Here is a 17,123-nt window from a genome sequence, read left to right as displayed (position 1 = left end):
GGTTCATATGACGCCGCCGTTGACGTAGATGACCTGTCCGTTGATCCAGCGGGCCGGGCCGGCGAGGAAGGAGACGGCTTCGGCGATGTCTGCCGGACCTCCCAGTCGCTCCAGCGGGGCCATGTGCGCCAGGTGGTCGACGGTTTCCTGGTCCTTGCCGTTGAGGAAGAGCGGTGTCGCGGTGGGCCCGGGAGCCACGGCGTTGACGGTGATGTCCCGGCCGCGCAGTTCCCTGGCGAGGATCAGGGTGATGGCATCGACGGCGCCCTTGCTGGCTGCGTAGGCGGTGTAGGTGGGCAGTGCGATCTTCACCACGGAGGAGGAGAAGTTGATGATCGCGCCGCCGGTCCGGACGCGCAGGGCGGCCTGCTGGTCGACGACGAAGGTTCCGCGGATGTTGATCCGGTGCATACGGTCGAGGTCGTCCAGGTCCAGCTCCGTCAGCGGGGACAACAGCATGATGCCGGCGGCATTGACCACCACGTCGACACCGCCGTGACGCTGCTCCGCCTCGTCGAAGAGCGCCGCGACCTGCTCCTCGTCGGCCACGTCGGCCTGGAAGCTGCTCGCCGTGCCGCCGGCTTGCGTGATCGCGTCCACGACCTCCTTGGCGTGGCCTGGGCTGCCGGAGAAGCCGACGAGCACGCTCATACCGTCGGCGGCGAGCCGTTCGGCAACGGAGCGGCCGATGCCGCCGGACGCTCCGGTGATCACAGCGACGCGGGCAGTGGTAGCAGTGGACATAAGAGGTCTCCCCTCTGCGATGCGATGGAGCCGACGAAAGGACGACACCGGCAAACCAGGCGTGCATGACGACGAAATCGCGAGTTCAGGCCCTACGCGTAGGCATCGGTCAGTGGGCGACTGTCGCTATGCGTGCCTGGGCGTATCAACGGTTCAAGTCTTGCTCGCCGACCGCCCACGCGCCCCTGCAATCCGGACCTAGTTCCCATGTCGACGGACAGGCCCGGTGGGAGAAGGTACCTACGTCGAAAGCCCGCACTGCGCGCAGTCGGTGCGCGCCATGCCTACGAGGTCCTCCCGAAGCCGTCCAACGGGCTGGGGCCCTCGTTCTTCACCAAGTTCCTGTACTTCGCCGGACAGGCAGTCCCTCCCCGGCAGGGGCTGCGGCCGCTCATCCTCGATCAGGTCCTGGCCCAGCGGATGCGTACGCCGGCGGCCCAGGTCGGCCGCGACACCGGCCACGACCCCGACGGATCGGTCGCGGCCCGGGTAGGCGGGAGGGGGCTGGTCACCCCACCGCTACAAGGTGTACCTGTCCTTCATGCAGGCGGCAGCCGAGCCGTTGAAGACCGTCACCGGCTGGCCGACAGACGCGGCCGCCGATCTCCTGGAGCGCGCCCTGTTCACCACCCGCTGGAACACCTCCGGGTGACGACGGCGGCCGGAAGGGCCGGCGACCAGTGTGCGGCACCACCACCCCTCTGGAGACGTGCGCTGAGGGGCGTCGATGGGGTACACGGCCGTGCACGCGCGGTGGGGCCGACTGGACGCATCGCTGGACGATCTCGGCTGTGGCCGGTCCTGGGCGGACGTCCACCGTGTCGCGGGGTGGAGCTGGCGTGTCCGGAGTGCGGGGGCCGGGTTTTCGCGCGGGTCTCCTCCTACCGGGCCCGACACTTCTACCACCAGGTGCGGCCCGAGACGTGCGCGCCGGCGAACGAGTCGCCGGAGCATCACCTGCTCATGCTGGAGCTGGCCACCGCTGCCCGGGCGGCGGGCTTCAGGGCGGAGCTGGAGGTCAGCAGCGCGACCCGGAACTGGCGGGCGGACGTGCTGGTCTTCGACCAACAGGACCGGCCGTTCATGGCTCTGGAGGCGCAGCTGTCACCCCTGACGGCACAGGATGCGGCCATGCGGACCGAGCGGTACACGGCGGACGCAGTGGCGGTGTGCTGGAGCCGTCACGCCGTCGGCGCGGCCTTGCGCCGGGCCGCACGGTGGCTGATCGCGCCGAGCACGGCGCCCACGGCGAGCACCACGAGCCCCCGCCACCAGACCTCGGCCTCGACCTGGGTGGCGAGCACCACGCAGGAGACCGCTCCCAGCACGGGCAGCACGGTGGGCGTGCGGAAGTGGTCCGCCGTACCGGTGTCTCGGCGCAGGACCAGGACCGCGACGTTGACCATGAAGAAGACGACGAGCAGCAGCAGGACCAGTGTGGAGGCCAGCGTGGCCACGCTCCCGGTCACCGCGAGGACCATCGCCAGGATCGTGGTGGCCGCGATCGCGACCCAGGGCGTACGGCGGGCGGGCAGCACGCTCGTCAGCACCGAGGGCAGCAGCCCGTCGCGGGCCATGCCGAAGGCCAGCCGCGAGGACATGATTCCCGTGAGCAGCGCGCCGTTGGCGACGGCCACCAGTGCGATCGCGCTGAACAGCCGCGGAGGTACCCCGCCCGCCGCGTGGACCACCTCGAGCAGGGGCCCGCTGGACGCGGCGAGGCGGCTGGTGGGCACGGCGGCCGACGCGGCGATGCCGACCAGGACGTACACGGCACCGGCGGTGGCCAGCGCGCCGAACAGCGCGCGCGGGTAGGAGCGCCGCGGGTTGCGGGTCTCCTCGGCGACGTTCACGGACGTCTCGAAGCCGACGAAGGAGTAGTAGGCGAGGACGGACCCGCTGAGCACGGCACTCGCCGCGTTCTCGCCGGGTGTGCCGAGCTGGGTGAGCCGCCCGACGTCGCCGTCGCCCCGCAGCAGCAGCCAACCGCCGAGGGCGACGATGATCAGCAGCCCGCCGACCTCGATCACGGTGGCCACGACGTTCGCCCGCGTCGACTCCTGGATGCCCCGCGCGTTCAGGGCGGCGAGCAGGGCGAGGAAGACCACGGCGACGGCGGCCACGGGCAGGTCGACGAACGCCGACAGGTAGTCACCGCCGAACCCCCGGGCGAGCGCGGCCACGGAGACGACGCCCGCCGCGAGCATGCAGAAACCGGCGATGAAGCCGGCGAACGGCCCGAACGCCTTGGTCGCGTAGTGGGAGGCGCCCCCCGCCTTGGGGTACTTCGTGGCCAGCTCCGCGTAGGACGAGGCGGTGAGCAGGGCGAGCAGGAGGGCGACGAGCAGCGGCACCCACACGGCCCCACCGGCGTCCGCGGCGACCTGCCCCACCAGGACGTAGACCCCGGCGCCCAGGACGTCGCCGAGGATGAAGAAGTACAGCAGCGGGGTGGTGAGGGCTCTCTTGAGGCCGGTGCCGGAGGCGGTGTCCGGCTGTGCGTTCTGGACCGAGGACATATGACGCGTGTCCCCCACGACCGGGAAAACACGCACTCCCCATCCGTCACCTGGGTCACTCCGGCACTCGTCCGCGCTGAGACAGCGCGTGGAACTGAGGACCGTAGGTGCTCCGCCTGCCGGGGATGGGGTGTCCATCAGGTGCAGGGCGGGTTCTTCCAGGCCGCGCATGGCGTGGACGGCCGCGCCCAGGGCGCGGAGGCCGCCGCCCGCCCAGGCGGCGTCGAGGGAGGTCGGCACGGTGGTGTAGGTGGTGTCGAACCGGTGAAGGAGCCGCCCTACCGGCGCCGGCGGGCGGGACCAGCCGCAGGCCGGGACCCGCGCCATGGGGCGGGTGTCGGGGAAGGGGACGCGCGCCCCGGTGAAGGTCCAGCCCCGGTCGGTCACGCGCAGCTGCCGGCCGTGGTGGATCTCGCTGAACGCGTAGTAGTGGGCGGGGTGAGCGTCGGCGAAGGAGTCGGCCGGTGAACTGACCGCGCCCTCGCCCTGCTCCCTGACGACGTCGATGGCACGCTCCACGTCGAGGAGCGTCCTGACCGGCCGCAGGTCGTCCGAGCCGATGCGCGTCTCCAGTCGTCGGGCCGGACGGTCGCTCTCCACAAGGTCCCCCTAGTGAGCGGCACCGGCGGTACGGGGCCTGCGCACTCGTCGTCCCGGTCATGCTACGCCGGGTGTCCCTCCCCCTCCTGCGCCCCGCCGACGCCTCAGACGCCGAACAGCCGTGCCCCGTTGTCGTGGCACACCGCGCGGAGCCAGGTGTCTCCCAGGTCCAGGCGTTCCAGTGCCTCGAGCTGGTGGAGGTAGGGGTAGGGGATGTTGGGGAAGTCCGTGCCGAGCAGGACGCGGTCGGCGAGGTCCGTGAGCCGGGGCAGGGCGCGGTGGGGGAACGGGGCCATCCGCTCGGCGAAGTCGGTGAACGCCATCGTCGTGTCCAGCCGCACCTGCTCGTACCGCTCGGCGAGGCCGAGGAAGTCCTCGTACTCGGGCATCCCCATGTGCGCCACGATCAGGCGCAGCCGCGGGTGGCGGGCCAGGACGCGGGCGATCGGCTCGGGGCCGGTGTGCTTGCCGGGGGCCGGTCCGGAGCCGCAGTGGATCACCACCGGGATCCCGGCCTCGGCCAGCAGGCCCCAGGCGCCGTCGAGGAGGTCGTCGGCCGGGTCGTACGCGCCCACCTGCACGTGGGCCTTGAACACCCGGGCGCCCGCCTCCACGGCCTCGCCGACGTACGCCCGCACGTCCGGCTCGGGGAACAGGGTTGAGGTGTGCAGGCAGCCGGGGGTGCGGTGGGCGAAGTCGACGGCCCACTCGTTCAGCCAGCGGGCCATGCCGGGCTTGTGCGGGTAGAGCATCGCCGTGAAGGCGCGGACGCCGAAGTCCCGCAGCAGCGCCGTCCGTTGCTCCTCCTCCGCCCGGTAGGTGATCGGCCACTCGATGCCGCCGGTGAGCGGGCCGAGCGCGTCGAAGTAGTCCCAGACCTTGCGCAGGACGCGTTCGGGCATGAAGTGCGTGTGCACGTCGACCAGGCCGGGCAGTCCGAGCCGGCTCCAGAAGCGGCGCATCTCGGCGGCTTCGGGGGTGCCGGGCCCAGGGGGACCGGCCTGGTCGGCGGGGGCGCTGCGGTGATCGCTCATGGCGTCCACGATCGGCCGGGGGGAGGTGGCGGGTCCAGTCCCCGGCCGTGCGGGGCGGGTGAGGGATCCGTCACCCGCCCGCGGCGACCGGGGTGAGGGTCTCAGGGGGGTCAGGCCGCACGGCCGGTGTCCGGGTCGCAGGGGCTCAGGCCTCCTCGATCTCCGAGGCGACCGGGGTGCCCGTCTCCACCGTGCGGCTGACCGTGCAGAGCCGGTCGTGGGAGCTCTTCACCGCCCTCGGCAGGATCGCCCGCGCCCGCTCGGCGCCCTCGCCGTCCGGGAAGGAGACCTGGAAGGAGACCCGCAGGTCGGTGAGCCGGTTGCCCAGCTCGTCGGTGATCTTGTGGCCGGTCACCGTCACGCGGAACGCGTCCGGCTCGGCGTGCCGGCTGGTGGCGACATCCACGTCGACCGCCGTGCAGCCCCCGAGCGCGGCGAGCAGCAGTTCGACCGGGGTGAACTCGGTGTCCGCGTCCGGACCGGAGGCGGTGCCGAAGGCGATCGTACCGCCACGGGCGTTCGTCGCGACGAAGTGGCCGGTGCTGGTGCGCTCGACCGTGACGGAGCGCAGGGAGGTGTCGGTCATGCCGAGACAGTAGCGGTCACCGGGCTGTCACCGCCGCCGGCGATCACCGCTCCGGGCCATCCTCACCCCGGCGCTCCCCGCCCGTCGGCGGGCGTCGCTGACAGGGAGGAAGATGTGAGGTGAGGCGGCGCGCGGACGACAGCGGGGTGAGCACATGACGGCCAGGACACACAGCGTCGGCGTACTGGCGTTCGACGGCATGAAGATGCTGGACCTCACCGGGCCCGCGGAGGTCTTCAGCGAGGCCAACCGGTACGGCGCCGACTACCGTCTGACGGTCGTCTCGCTCGGCGGGAAGCCCGTGTCCTCGTCGATCGGCATGCGCGTCCCGGTCGACGCCGACGTGGCCGACGCGCCCGCCTTCGACACCCTCCTGGTGGTGGGAGGCGACCGGCTGCCCGAGGAGTCCATCGAGCCCGACCTCACCGCGGCCACCGCCGCACTCGCCTCCCGGGCCGGCCGGGTCGCGGCCATCTGTACCGGCGCCTTCCTGCTGGGGGCCGCGGGCCTGCTCGACGGCAGGCGCGCCACGACGCACTGGCAGCACACGGCGCTGCTGGCCCGCCGCCACCCCCGGGCCCGCGTCGAACCGGACGCGATCTTCGTCAGGGACGGCGCCACCTACACCTCCGCCGGCGTCACCGCGGGCATCGACCTCGCCCTGGCCCTCCTGGAGGAGGACCACGGGCCGGACCTCACCCGCCGCGTCGCCCGATCGCTGGTGGTCTACATGCAACGCCCCGGCGGTCAGTCCCAGTTCTCGCCCTCGTTGCAGGGACCGGCCCCGCGCACGCCCGTCCTGCGGCTCGTCCAGGACGCCGTGCAGGCGGACCCGACGGGGGAGCACAGCCTGGACACCCTCGCCGCGGCCGTCCGGGTCAGCCCGCGGCACCTTACCCGCATGTTCCGCACGGAGCTCGGCACCACCCCCATGAAGTACGTCGAACTGCTCCGCTTCGACATCGCCAAGGTCCTGCTGGACTCCGGCCACAACGCCACCGAGGCCGCCGCCCGGGCGGGCTTCCCCAGCTACGAGAGCCTGCGCCGGGCCTTCGCCCGCCACCTGGGCATCTCCCCGACCAAGTACCAGCACCGCTTCGCGACGACCGGCACGGGCTCCCGCACACCCGCTCCACCGCCGTGACCGGCGTGTCGCGGACCGAGGCCGACGGTCGCGCACCGGCCGGCGGCCATGGCCGTTTCGGTGGGCTTCCTGGCCGTCGCGGCGCGGCCCCGGGGCGGGCGGTGAGAGGAGGGTGGAGGCACCGAAGACAGCCGTTCAGCACCCCCTGAGGAGAGCGTCATGAGCGAAAAGATCGCCGGTGTGGCCGTTCCGGACAGCGCGCTGGCGCAGGCCGCGACCGAACTCGTCCGGGAGACGACCCCGCCCCTGATCTTCCACCACTCCCGCCGCGTGTACCTGTTCGGCAGCCTCCAGGCGCAGGCGCTGGGCCTCGCACCGGACCCCGAACTGCTCTACGTGGCCGCGCTGTTCCACGACACCGGTCTGGTGCCCCCGTACCGCAGCGACGACCAGCGCTTCGAGATGGACGGCGCCGACCAGGCCCGCGCGTTCCTGCTGGGCCACGGGTACTCCGAGGGCGACGCCGACACCGTGTGGAAGGCCGTCGCCCTGCACACCACGCCGGAGGTGCCCTACAAGCTGGCCCCCGAGATCGCCGCCACCACGGCGGGCGTGGAGACCGACGTGCTCGGCCTGCACCTGGGCAGGATCACGCGGGCCCAGATCGACGAGGTCACCGCGGCCCACCCCCGTCCCGACTTCAAGCGGCAGATCCTCCAGGCGTTCACCGACGGGTTCAAGCACCGCCCGGACACCACCTTCGGCACAGTGAACGCCGACGTCCTGGAGCACTTCGTCCCGGGCTTCCGCCGCACCGACTTCGTCGACGTCATCCAGAACTCCGCCTGGCCCGAGTGAGCTGTCCCGCTCAGGGCGACGTGGTCCAGCGGGGCGCCGTCATCAGCGACGAGCCGCGCCTGAAGCGGGGACCATCCCCGCGCGGGCGGGGAGCAGACTCGCTGACCTGCAACTCTAGCCCCGTCGAGGCCCCGTTCCTACGACTTTCACCGACTCCGACATTTCACGCAAAACCCCCAGGTGGCGTGGGTCACGGGGCCCTTTCTCGGGATGACTATGTGTCAGGAGGGTCGGGGTGGGGCTGCCGCAGGACAGCTACAGATACTGCGCTTGGCCATTGCCGAGCGACCAGTCGGCCTCACGGTTCTCGTGGACGACGATGAACACGTTGTGGGGTGCCACTCGCGTCTGTTCCGTGAGGCGCTGGCACACCTGTGCGTACATCTGCCGCTTTTGTTCGGCGGTCCTGCCGCGCCGCATTGTGATGTCGATGTAGACGATGCCGTCGTCGCGCGGGATCTCAAGGTAGGTGCCGTGCCGGAGCGTTCCGGCCGTGCCGTCGTGGTTGGTCAGGACCTGGAACCGGTCGTCGAGCGGGATTCCGATGGATTCGGTGAGGGCCTGCTGTACAGCGTTTCCGACTGCTTCTAGTTCGGCCGACGGCATGCGCAGTACGTCGATACGGACGAACGGCAAAACGATCACCTCTCCTGGAGGGTCAGGAGAGCAGTGATCCCGTCGATGGAAGCCGTCATGGCTCGGGGGTCCTGCTGGGCACGGGCGAGCACGTACCCCCCTTGGATGGTCGCGACCAGAGCAGCCGACACATCATCGGGTACAAGGTGCGGCGCGATCTGGCCCGATCGCTGTGCCTCGTCCAGCAGCCGGTGCAGACGATCGGTGAGCCAGGAGAAGAACTCTTCTACCGGGCGCCGCAGCGCGTCATCGGTGACCACATCCGGGTCGAGTGCCATCCGCCCAACGGCGCAGCCTCGCAAGGCATCCCGCTCAAGGCGCAGGTAGGCGATGACCCGATCCAACGCCGGCGCGGAACTGTCGAGGGTCGCCTCCGCTCGCCGCCGCATGTCCTGCGTTGTCTCAGTGAGTGCTTCGATCGCAAGCCCTCGCTTGCCCTCAAAGTGGTGGTACATGCTGCCCTGCCCCGCATTTGCGTGCTGCTGGATCGCTGCGGGACTGGTTCCGACGTAGCCCCGGTCCCAGAGCAGGACTCTTGCGCTTCCGAGAAGTCGATCACGGTTGGTCATGGCAAGACTGTACACACTACTAGGTACAGAACCTCGCTCTGTCAACAACGTGCTGTCCCGCACCATTTAGTCCAGAGCCCCGTTCGCGGGCCTGAAGCTGGTGTGCCTGTGGTCCCGCACCAGTACAACTGGTGCGGGACCACAGGCATCAAACCCTAAGCGTCGGAAGCTCAGGGTGCAGGTACCGCCAGTCGAGCGCGATGTTTCGCAGCGTCTCGGCAACGGCAGCGGCAAGGTCTCCGCGGCTCACGAGATCTTCGGGCAAGTACTCACCGGCGGGGCGCAGCGTGCCGGCACCAGTGCGGGAGCCGAGAGCGTCGGTGTTCAGGTAGTTCCTCAGCCCGAATTGCAAATCCGCAGGGCTGCTGATGTGGAGTTCGGTGGGGGGCGGGGGAACCGGTGCGGAGCCGAGCAGGCTTTCGGTGAGCGCTGGCAACGCGTTCGACAGGAGTGCGTGCACCGCCTCGTAGCACGCCTGTACCCAGAGGTCGCCCGCGACTTTCTGACCGGCCGTCCAGGTGGCGATGTCGAAGAACACGTCCAGACTGCTGCCGCTGTTGGCCAGAGTGACGGTACACGTCAGCTCCATCCGAGCCTGCCCAGCCAGAGAGCGGTCGTGCCCAGCCGAGATGCGGACGAAGCGGCCGTGCCCGTGGGAGGGATCGATCCACCACGGCTGCACATAGGGATGCTTCCCTACCTGCTGGAGCAGCGTGTGAAGCGGCTCGGAAAGTTCGCCGGACCCGGTGTAGCTGGGTGCAGAAAGCGCCTGAATGAGTGCATCGACTGTGGTGCCGTGGAGCCTGAGGCGTCCAGCATCGGGGCGCAAGAACATAGAGGTTGCCGCACGGATGAACACGGCCGGCTCCTCAACGCCTTGGTAGGGGGTCGCCGTGTGGGCAGGCGAGAATCGCGGATCGCTGCTGTAGGAAGGGGCCGGGACGGCGCCTTGCTGGAACAGGGCATGGATCATGCGGAGATCGGCGTACTGGTTGCTGCCATCCAGACGGATCTTAATCTGGTGCTTGTTGACCAGCGGTCGAGGTGCGCTGTGGTGGTCGACTCGGACCACGAGAAGATGCTTGCCGTCGACGGTCACGGGGATAACGTCGGGCGTCCAGCCGGGCGGCTCGTACTGGTTGGCCATCTTGCTCACCAGCCGGTCCTTTTCGCTCGGCGCGACTCCGACCAACTTGCCGCCCAAGTTGGTGTTCTTGGGATCGGGATCGACACCGACGAGGATTATGCCGCCGTAGCTGTTCGCCATCGCAGCGGCCGTCTCCGCTACGGGATCAATGTTGCGCTTGTAGTCCAGGGTGAAGCTCTCCTCCAGGCCAAGCTCGAGGAAACCGCGGACCATCTCGGAGTCGACCGCGTCGACTGGAGCACTGAAAATGGGGTGTGCAAGGTTCGGCATGGCGATCAGCATGACGCTCCTACCGCCTGCTGCGAAGTCCTTTGATCACTGGCTCCGGCTTCACAAGGTAGTGGCCCGACGACGGCGCCGTGAGCGCCGTCGTCCTCAACGCAACTCGCGAGGTCGTGCGGGCCTGCCACATCGTTCCGCCCGGGTCTCGATGTGCGCCTTCACAAAATTTCCACGACACCCTTGGCGCGGCGCATCGCCAAGAACTGCAGGACCAGCACGGGAAGTGACACCCCGCCCGCTCGCATCCAGCTCCGCCAAGCCAAGCGGATTGGCGCCGGCAACGTGGGCTTCCGGGACTACGGGTGGCGGGCATTCGGTCCCTGGGGGTGACGGTCAGCGGTTTTGGGGTGCCGGTGTTCCGGTCACGGGCAGTCAGCCGATGTGCCGTGCCATTCCTGGGCATCGTGAACGTGGTGAAGCATCGCGGTCCCTGCCGATGCCTCAGTTCACTTCTGTGTTGGAGCGGGGGCATGGTGGACGTGAAAGGTGAGTCCGGCAATCCGGCCCGATTGGATGACGGGGCCATGCTGGACTCCGCCGCTGATGTCGTTATGGACGGTGCTCGGTTGTAGATCTGGGTTGGTCGCGAGCGGCTGCAAGGAGGTGAGCAGGTCGCGCAGGTCGTCGCCAGTGGTGGAGCCTGCTTGCAGAAGGCGTTGCAGCAGGTAGGTGTGCCACTGTTCGGTGAGGTCACGGATGTTTTGCGTGTTCTCTGTCGCCTCGGCTGCGAGCAGCTGGGACCGAGCGGTGTCCAGGTCGGTGATCGCGGTGACGTCTGCGCCGCTGCGCGAGAAGAATTCTCGAACGAGGTCCCGGGCGTGTGTCCAGGAGTCGGTGACCAGGAGCGAGACCAGGGTGGTTGCTCCGGATGCGGCGAGGGCGGCCAGCTCGCTGTCCATTGTTGTCCTCCTCCAAGTCAACTTGCGGGCTTCTCATTGTTCGTGTCGCCTGCGGAAGCTGGCGGCTCATCGTCATCCGGTGTGAACCTCGCCGGCTGGTCGAACCTGCGCAGTAGGTCGTCAGCTGTCTCGTGCTGGTCCTGTGTCCTGATGATGTCGGCGATCTGTTTGGCCAGGATCGTTCGCCGAACGTCTCCGTCCGTGAATCCCATGCTGCTGAGGAAGGTCTCGAAGTGGTCCGCGGCTGTCGGTTGTAGTTCCACCGGCGCAGGCCCTCCCTGTAGGAGACCTGCACCAGGTGCCTCACCGTGCGGGCGGGGTATGAAATCGCGCAGCCGTACGGGCACGTCGGTGTCGTTGGCGGCGGACGTGAGCTGAGCCAGCAGACCGAGGTCCGCTACGGCCTTGTCCACTTGGTCGTCGTTCCTGGCGAGCCACCAGACGACCGCACTTCCGGTGTCCTTGAGCACGTCCTCGCTCAGGTATGCGCGCTTGCTCTGCTCGTACTTGCGCTGGTGCTCCCAGACCGCCTTGTCTTTGCGTACTTCGGCGAGTCTTTCCAGCCGCTCCTGGTCGTGCTCGCGAAGGACAAGTGTGATGTCCTCCGCCATGACCTGAAGGTGTCCGGTGGGCTCTGGGCACATTCTGCTGAGTGCACCACTCAGTTCGTGCTGGGCGAGCGAGGGGCGGCCGGGTTCCCGTTGTTCAGTGATCGCGCGGGCACGGTTCAGGACTGCTTCGACAGCGAGGCCGGCTGGATTGAGAACGGGATCGTTGCCGGGCGCCTCGAGGGGATACCACCGGACAGTGGCCGAGAACATGAAGTCGTAGTCGGCCCACTGGCTGGGCAACGCCACACGGCTGACGTGGTGTACCCAGCGTTCGACGGGCGGCGCAGTGCGTTGTTCCTCAAGGTCGACGGGCATGGAGCCACGGCGCACCGCAGCGATCTTGAAGATCGCTGCGGGAACTACGACGAGGAGGACGGCCAGGGCGGGCCAGGCATACGCGGGCCACTCCTGTGCCAGACCGAGGATGCTGAACAGCAGGCCGCAAAGGATGGTGAGGAAGACGGTCGTCGTCCTGGAGCCGGTCGTCATGGTGTGCTCCCCCCAGTTGATGTCATTGGCGCTGGCACAGTGAGCCGACCGAGGCCCTGAGCCGTGGAAATTTTCTGCAGCAGTCGGTCCGTGGTCAGTGCGGCGCGGGCGGTCCCGTGGGGAGCTGTGCGCTCTGCGGCACGGGCGCTCGCATACAGTGCGGCGAAGGCCATTCCGCGTTGATCGTCACACTGGTCGGCAGCAGCGACGAGGAGGTCGAGCAGCAGGTCACCGCAGTGTCCGGTGTCGGTCGCCGTGTGCAGCCAGCGTTCCGCATACGGGTGCCACGTCGCACCGGGCAGCCCTTTGAGCACCGCTCGCCAGCCGCTGGTCAAGGACTCGCGTGCGCCGTTCTCGTCGATCAAGGCGCGTCCGTTGTCGTACGGAGCAGTCAGTGGCTCAGGGTCGCAGACCGGCAGGAAGATACGGAGTTCTGCCGGCGAGAGGGAGGAGCGTTCGAGGCGGTCGAGCAGGCGTCGGCGCAGCCGACTGCTCGTTGCCACCAGGTCGACCAGCGCTTGCAGGGCACGGGTCGTGTCCCGCTCGCGGCGGGCCAGGTGGTAGAGGCGGAACAGAGCCTGGTCGGGGTGGCTGGCGGCGATGACATCCGCGCAGACCTGGACGAGGACCTGAGCGAACTCCCCTTTGAGCTGCCGCTGAGCACACCATTGGTAGATCCATTGGCGAAAGTTCCTGCCCTGTGCAGGATCGTTGAGGCCGCAGGTGAGCGCGTGCACTGCGGCCTCCAGTCGGGACCGGCTCGCGGGCGTGGTGCTCCAGTTCTCGGCCAGGAAGGCCAGGCCTTCTCCGCGTCCGGTCCGCAGATACTGCTCGGCCAGCCGTGCCACCAGGCCGTTTCGGAGTTCCCGGGAGACGTACGGGCCCGTCGACTCCACGCTGCGCGCGACCCAAGTGCCCAGAGGCTGTCGTAGGTCGGGCATGTGGTCCCAGAAATGGGCGCGGACCGCGGCGTCGTAGTCCAGCTCCGTGAAGTGGACGTGGCCGTCCGGCCCGATGCTGGCGGATGTCTCCGACAGTCGCTCCGCGAGGTCTTTGCGCTCGAGCAAGGGCTGATCTTCGGGCGGGGACTTGAGCGTATGCAGCAGGAGTTGGGTTGCCCGGTGGACAACGTCGGCGTGAGCTCCATGCAGCATGGCCACGGTAAGAAGCAGGGCCCGCTGCGGGCCCTCACGTAGTTTGGCAGCAAGCGTGGTGATCTCCGCGCGGCGGTCGTCCCGTGCTCTGCGGGCGGCTGCGCACCACTGCGCGAAACCCTCATCGGTGCCGGCGACCTCGCGGGACCGTCGCACGAGGTCGGCGAAGTCGGCGATCTCCCTCATTGACCGGGCCTCGGCCAGAAATGCGGTGACGGTCGGGACGGGCTCGTAGGGCACCCCGTGCACGCGGAGATGTCGCTGGAGGACCTGCAAGCCGTCCGGGGGGTCGATCTTGATGCGGTAGTGCTGCAGGTCGGGGTCGAGGGAATGCCCGTGGGGCATGACGACGACCAGGTGCGCGTACTGTTCGTGGACGGCCTTGCGGAGGGCGGAGAGATCCGCCCGGGCTGCGGCCCACTGGATGGCGGTAGCTGCCGACAGGTCCAGCAGCAGTCGGTCGCCGTTCCCTACCAGAGCCGGGTTACTGAGGGACAGCTCGTCTTCGTCGTCCGGCAGTAGTTCGTGGAAGACGCCGGTTCCCAGGTCGTACTCCCGAAGGAGTACCCGGGCCACCGAGGTGCGACCGCTGCCCGGAGGACCGTCCAGGATCACGGTGCCGGTGTCGGTCAGCTTGTGGCGGGCCGCTCCCATGCCGGCCGGGGCGACCAGCACTTGTCTGAGCCAGGCGAGGTGGTCGTCGGCGAGGCGGCGGAAGGTGGGTCTGTCCGGGTCTTGCAGCTGAGTGCCGATGGTGACGTAGAGGTCGCCGCTGCCGGTGTGCATAGGGGCGTGCGGACTTTCGACCCGCGTGCGGATGTGCTCGCTCACCGGTCCTCGTCCTCGCGTCGGTCCGGCTCGCCGAACCTGTGCTGGATGTCGCCGTGATGGTCGCCCTCGAAGTAGGTTATCCCGTTGCCGGAGAAGTGACGGTCGCCCGACACGTGACGCGAGTGTTGGTAGATGTTGCCCTGTCCCGTGTGCACAGGGCCGTGTGAGTCCTTGATGACAGTGGTACCGACGTCTCCGGTGAAGTCCCGGCTCTGTACAGCTGTCCCGCTCACGTCTCCGATCGAGTTCCTCACGGCGGCAGGGGCGGGTAGCGAGGCAGCTTCCCGGTCACGGTCATGCAGGCCAGGGACTAGCTCGGCCACCAGGTCGCCGAGGCGTTTCAGGCCCGTCTCGGTGTCGTGCGTGTCAAACGGTATGGACTGGAGGTCGGCCAGCCGCGCTAGCTCGCCCGGCAGGTCCGCCTTGTTCAGCCGGTCCGTCTTCCGGCCATCCAGCACGGGAACGATCGCTATGCCGCAGGCGAACGCCTCCAGGATCTCCTTGCGTACCCAGTCCTCCGGGTCACGCAGCCGAGTCTGGAAGCTCGTCCAGCCGGGTCCGATGACAGCCAGCAACACTGAGCTGCGCCGCACACCAGTCAGCAGGGCGTCGGGGTAGGCGTGGCCCGGGGGGATGGACTTCGAAGCGCGGAAGATGCGCTTTTGGCCGAAGCGGCCCGACAGTTCCTGGTCGATCAGGGCGGCGGTCTTGTCGCCGTCCCCCGTGCGGTAGTTGATGAACACGTCGGTCATGACTGACCAGGCCTTTCTTCTTCATCTTCAGGAGGTCGGAAAACGCGCTAACGTGCCGAGCCGCGGGGCAAGTTGGCGTACGGCGGCGTGATCGGAGTGGCGGGCCAGGACGCGGGCGAGTCGCCGGAGGTCGATCGCGACGGTCGCGGACCGGACCGCCGCCGCTCCGTCGAGGAGGGGCGCGGTCAGCGCACAGGCCTGGTCGATCTGGCCATCCGACGCATGAGCGAGCGCGCGGCGGACGCCGTAGCGCACCTGCGTACGTACCGCCTCGGGTGAGACTCGTGCCAGTTGCCGGTCAAGTTCCTCCGCCGCTTCCCGCGGCCGGCCGAGGTCGAGCATGCACCAGCCGGTGACCATGCCGACCGAGTCGGGCAGGTGCATGCTGCCGATCACCGGTTCGTCGGCATCGCCGTCCTGGCGGGCCAGCAATGCCCGGGCCCGGTCCAGGGCACGCAGGCATGCATCGCGGTCACCTGCGAGTGCGTGCCCCTGTGCCTCACGCTGCGCGGCCAGCCCGCGGATCCGCGGCGGGAGCCGGCCGCTCTGCGCGCGGTGTGCAAGGGCGACGGTCTGTCCCGCGTCGTCCTGGTACAGCGTGACCAGCGCCCGGCGGACCAGCGCGTACCCGGCCAGTGCGCGGTCACCGCCGGCAGCCGCGAGATCCACTGCGCGCTGCGTCCACCACAGCGCGGCTTGTTCGTCTCCGGTCTCCTGCACCAGCCAGCCGATGTACTCGGCGTAGCGGGAGCCGAGCGCCAGCAGCTCCTGACATGTGCGGGAATCGGTGTGCGCGGACAGCTCCCGCAGCGTGTGCGTCTGCGCGATCAGACCCGACAGCAGGAAGCCGGGCTCGACGCTCTGGCCGAGCCGCCTGTAATGCGTGAACAGAGAGCGGGACGCTTCCAGCATGCCTTCCCCGGCAGCCGGGGAGACGGCTCCCTGACCACCCTTGTTCCACCTCAACAGCGATGCGGCGCCGGCGCTTACGACCTGCCGCCGGCCCACAGGCTGGAACCAGTTCGGACCGCCTGGTGACAGCTGCATCATCCACTCCTCCTCGTCGATCCCGCCCAGCACCGGCCCGTCAGGCGCGTCAGCGGCGGGCGGAGTGACCAGAGCGATGAGTGCTCCGCCGGCTCTAAGGACGGCGTCGCACAGTCGGGCAAGATCGCGACTGGGCGCCTTGAGGCCCCGTTCGACCTTGCTCAGCTGCGCTTTGCTGTAGTGCACGGCGGCAGACAATGCGGTGAGACTGAGACCGGCGTCCAACCGCCGTCTTCTCAGCTCCTCGCCGAACGCGGCGGACGGCTGTGGCACGGAAACCTCCATAACCATCCATCCAGGTGAACGGGGTTACCGCACGAAAGACTGCGGCAACCCCACCCGGACGGACAAGACGAACAGTGCTGTTTCCCGTTTCCTCCCCACGGATGGAACGCCGTATGGGACTGATCTTGGAACATCATTGACGCACCGACCCGGGCGCCGACAAGACGATCTCCTACACCTACGACAGTCAGTCCCGCATGAGCTACGCCCAAAGAATGGGGCGACCTCACGGGTCCGAGCCCCGTGGACCGGGGCAAGCCGGGTTCCAAGATGCACGTCCCGTCCGACGCGGACGAACTGCCTCTCCGCGGCCAACGCACACGACCGCCAAGCCCTGAAGCCGATGCCCCTGCACGCGCGTCGCGTGTCCGGGTGGCGGTCTCAGGATTTTCAGGAGTCGTACTGACCGCGTTGCGGTGACGGCCACTCGCGTGACGCGATTCCGGTGGGCGCCGTCGGCGGACGGGAGACCAAAGCTCCATCGAACGACAAGCCACTCATAAAGGGTTGACGCCATATCCGGCCAACCTGGCGGTCACGAACATGCCGGCGCGGGGCGCGAGTTCATCTCACGCGCCGCCGGGGCGGGATGTCGTCGCGCGCCCCTTGCGCCCTCTCTTCCCGTGACGGCAGGGGAACCTGGCCGGACTTCCTGCTTCTACCCAGGGGTGCGATCTCCGAGGCGTGCGAAGCCGCCGCGAGATGCCTGAAAATCGCCGTAGGAGAAGTTTTGGGGAGCGGTGGCGCATATCCGATGATCGGACCAGGGAAGTCTCCCGGCGTTCCCCATTCCACACGGAGGTGTGTCGATGAAGCTTCTCTTCGCCATTCGCAACAAGGTCGCTGCCGGTAAGAGTCTGAAGGCCAGCGCTTGGTACATCTGGTACTGATCCAGCGGCGGTCCGACATCGTTGTCCGGTGCTCCCCCAAGCGGGCCACCGGACGACGACGCCCGCCGCCGTGTCTCCCCTCCCCGCCCGTCGAGCACCCGACCGG

Annotated in this window: 15 protein-coding genes and 5 pseudogenes; 7 read left to right on the top strand and 13 right to left on the bottom strand. The window is 68.8% G+C overall.

What is annotated here, in order from left to right; genetic code table 11:
• Window positions 1-3 precede the first annotated feature (3 nt).
• The gene (locus tag OG448_RS30205) at window positions 4-744 is read right to left on the bottom strand and encodes an SDR family oxidoreductase (protein ID WP_405558533.1); all 741 of its coding nucleotides are present in this window, start codon (window positions 742-744) and stop codon (window positions 4-6) included.
• A gap of 207 nt (window positions 745-951) precedes the next feature.
• Between OG448_RS30205 and OG448_RS30200 the strand changes: the two are divergent.
• The 3 pseudogenes from OG448_RS30200 to OG448_RS30190 all read left to right on the top strand — a co-directional run.
• A pseudogene (locus OG448_RS30200) lies at window positions 952-1,176 on the top strand (hypothetical protein); the annotation flags it as partial.
• A gap of 82 nt (window positions 1,177-1,258) precedes the next feature.
• Window positions 1,259-1,396: pseudogene (locus tag OG448_RS30195) on the top strand (hypothetical protein); the annotation flags it as partial.
• A pseudogene (locus OG448_RS30190) lies at window positions 1,393-1,860 on the top strand (hypothetical protein); the annotation flags it as partial. The pseudogenes OG448_RS30195 and OG448_RS30190, both read left to right, overlap by 4 nt.
• A 65-nt stretch (window positions 1,861-1,925) precedes the next feature.
• Here the strand turns inward: OG448_RS30190 and OG448_RS30185 are convergent.
• The 4 genes and pseudogenes from OG448_RS30185 to OG448_RS30170 form a co-directional block, all read right to left on the bottom strand.
• Complete coding sequence (locus tag OG448_RS30185) at window positions 1,926-3,263, bottom strand: APC family permease (protein ID WP_405559049.1); 1,338 nt, start codon at window positions 3,261-3,263, stop codon at window positions 1,926-1,928.
• Window positions 3,264-3,728: 465 nt separating this feature from the next.
• A pseudogene (locus OG448_RS30180) lies at window positions 3,729-3,782 on the bottom strand (hypothetical protein); the annotation flags it as partial.
• Between the two features lie 185 nt (window positions 3,783-3,967).
• Complete coding sequence (locus OG448_RS30175; RefSeq protein WP_405558531.1) at window positions 3,968-4,897, bottom strand: amidohydrolase family protein; 930 nt, start codon at window positions 4,895-4,897, stop codon at window positions 3,968-3,970.
• A gap of 145 nt (window positions 4,898-5,042) precedes the next feature.
• Window positions 5,043-5,483: an OsmC family protein gene (locus tag OG448_RS30170; protein WP_391292920.1), complete on the bottom strand. Its 441-nt coding sequence runs from the start codon at window positions 5,481-5,483 to the stop codon at window positions 5,043-5,045.
• Window positions 5,484-5,637: 154 nt separating this feature from the next.
• Between OG448_RS30170 and OG448_RS30165 the strand changes: the two genes are divergently transcribed.
• A complete protein-coding gene (locus OG448_RS30165) occupies window positions 5,638-6,627 on the top strand; it encodes a GlxA family transcriptional regulator (protein WP_405558529.1) in 990 nt (329 codons plus the stop codon).
• Window positions 6,628-6,786: 159 nt separating this feature from the next.
• The gene (locus tag OG448_RS30160) at window positions 6,787-7,425 is read left to right on the top strand and encodes an HD domain-containing protein (RefSeq protein ID WP_405558527.1); all 639 of its coding nucleotides are present in this window, start codon (window positions 6,787-6,789) and stop codon (window positions 7,423-7,425) included.
• A gap of 255 nt (window positions 7,426-7,680) precedes the next feature.
• Here OG448_RS30160 and OG448_RS30155 read toward each other — a convergent pair whose 3' ends face one another.
• From OG448_RS30155 to OG448_RS30120, 8 genes are all read right to left on the bottom strand, one after another.
• Entirely contained in the window at window positions 7,681-8,070 is a 390-nt protein-coding gene (locus tag OG448_RS30155; protein ID WP_405558525.1) for a tautomerase family protein, read from the bottom strand.
• The gene (locus OG448_RS30150) at window positions 8,067-8,630 is read right to left on the bottom strand and encodes a TetR family transcriptional regulator C-terminal domain-containing protein (protein WP_405558523.1); all 564 of its coding nucleotides are present in this window, start codon (window positions 8,628-8,630) and stop codon (window positions 8,067-8,069) included. The genes OG448_RS30155 and OG448_RS30150 overlap by 4 nt, the downstream gene beginning before the upstream one ends.
• A gap of 148 nt (window positions 8,631-8,778) precedes the next feature.
• Entirely contained in the window at window positions 8,779-10,059 is a 1,281-nt protein-coding gene (locus OG448_RS30145) for a helix-turn-helix domain-containing protein (RefSeq protein WP_405558522.1), read from the bottom strand.
• A 446-nt stretch (window positions 10,060-10,505) separates the two neighbouring features.
• A complete protein-coding gene (locus OG448_RS30140; RefSeq protein ID WP_405558520.1) occupies window positions 10,506-10,958 on the bottom strand; it encodes a hypothetical protein in 453 nt (150 codons plus the stop codon).
• A 17-nt stretch (window positions 10,959-10,975) separates the two neighbouring features.
• A complete protein-coding gene (locus OG448_RS30135) occupies window positions 10,976-12,058 on the bottom strand; it encodes a hypothetical protein (RefSeq protein ID WP_405558519.1) in 1,083 nt (360 codons plus the stop codon).
• Window positions 12,055-14,043, bottom strand: a complete 1,989-nt coding sequence (locus OG448_RS30130; protein WP_405558517.1) for a hypothetical protein — start codon at window positions 14,041-14,043, stop codon at window positions 12,055-12,057. Before OG448_RS30130 ends, OG448_RS30135 begins: the two co-directional genes overlap by 4 nt.
• Window positions 14,040-14,795 carry a toll/interleukin-1 receptor domain-containing protein gene (locus OG448_RS30125; RefSeq protein ID WP_405558516.1) on the bottom strand — a complete coding sequence of 252 codons (756 nt, stop codon included), beginning with the start codon at window positions 14,793-14,795 and terminating at the stop codon, window positions 14,040-14,042. The genes OG448_RS30130 and OG448_RS30125 overlap by 4 nt, the downstream gene beginning before the upstream one ends.
• Before the next feature lie 27 nt (window positions 14,796-14,822).
• Window positions 14,823-16,115 (bottom strand): helix-turn-helix domain-containing protein, encoded by a 1,293-nt coding sequence (locus OG448_RS30120; protein WP_405558514.1) that lies wholly within the window; start codon window positions 16,113-16,115, stop codon window positions 14,823-14,825.
• Window positions 16,116-16,346: 231 nt separating this feature from the next.
• Between OG448_RS30120 and OG448_RS30115 the strand changes: the two are divergent.
• Window positions 16,347-16,433: pseudogene (locus tag OG448_RS30115) on the top strand (IS5/IS1182 family transposase); the annotation flags it as partial.
• 503 nt (window positions 16,434-16,936) lie between these two features.
• Complete coding sequence (locus OG448_RS30110; protein WP_405559047.1) at window positions 16,937-17,017, top strand: tryptorubin family RiPP precursor; 81 nt, start codon at window positions 16,937-16,939, stop codon at window positions 17,015-17,017.
• Window positions 17,018-17,123: the final 106 nt, after the last annotated feature.

The organism is Streptomyces sp. NBC_01171 (genome assembly GCF_045039805.1).
In the GTDB taxonomy this organism is placed as follows: Bacteria; Actinomycetota; Actinomycetes; order Streptomycetales; family Streptomycetaceae; genus Streptomyces.
The sequence above is the reverse complement of the archived record's forward strand: the minus strand, read 5'-3'. Positions and strand labels throughout refer to the sequence as shown.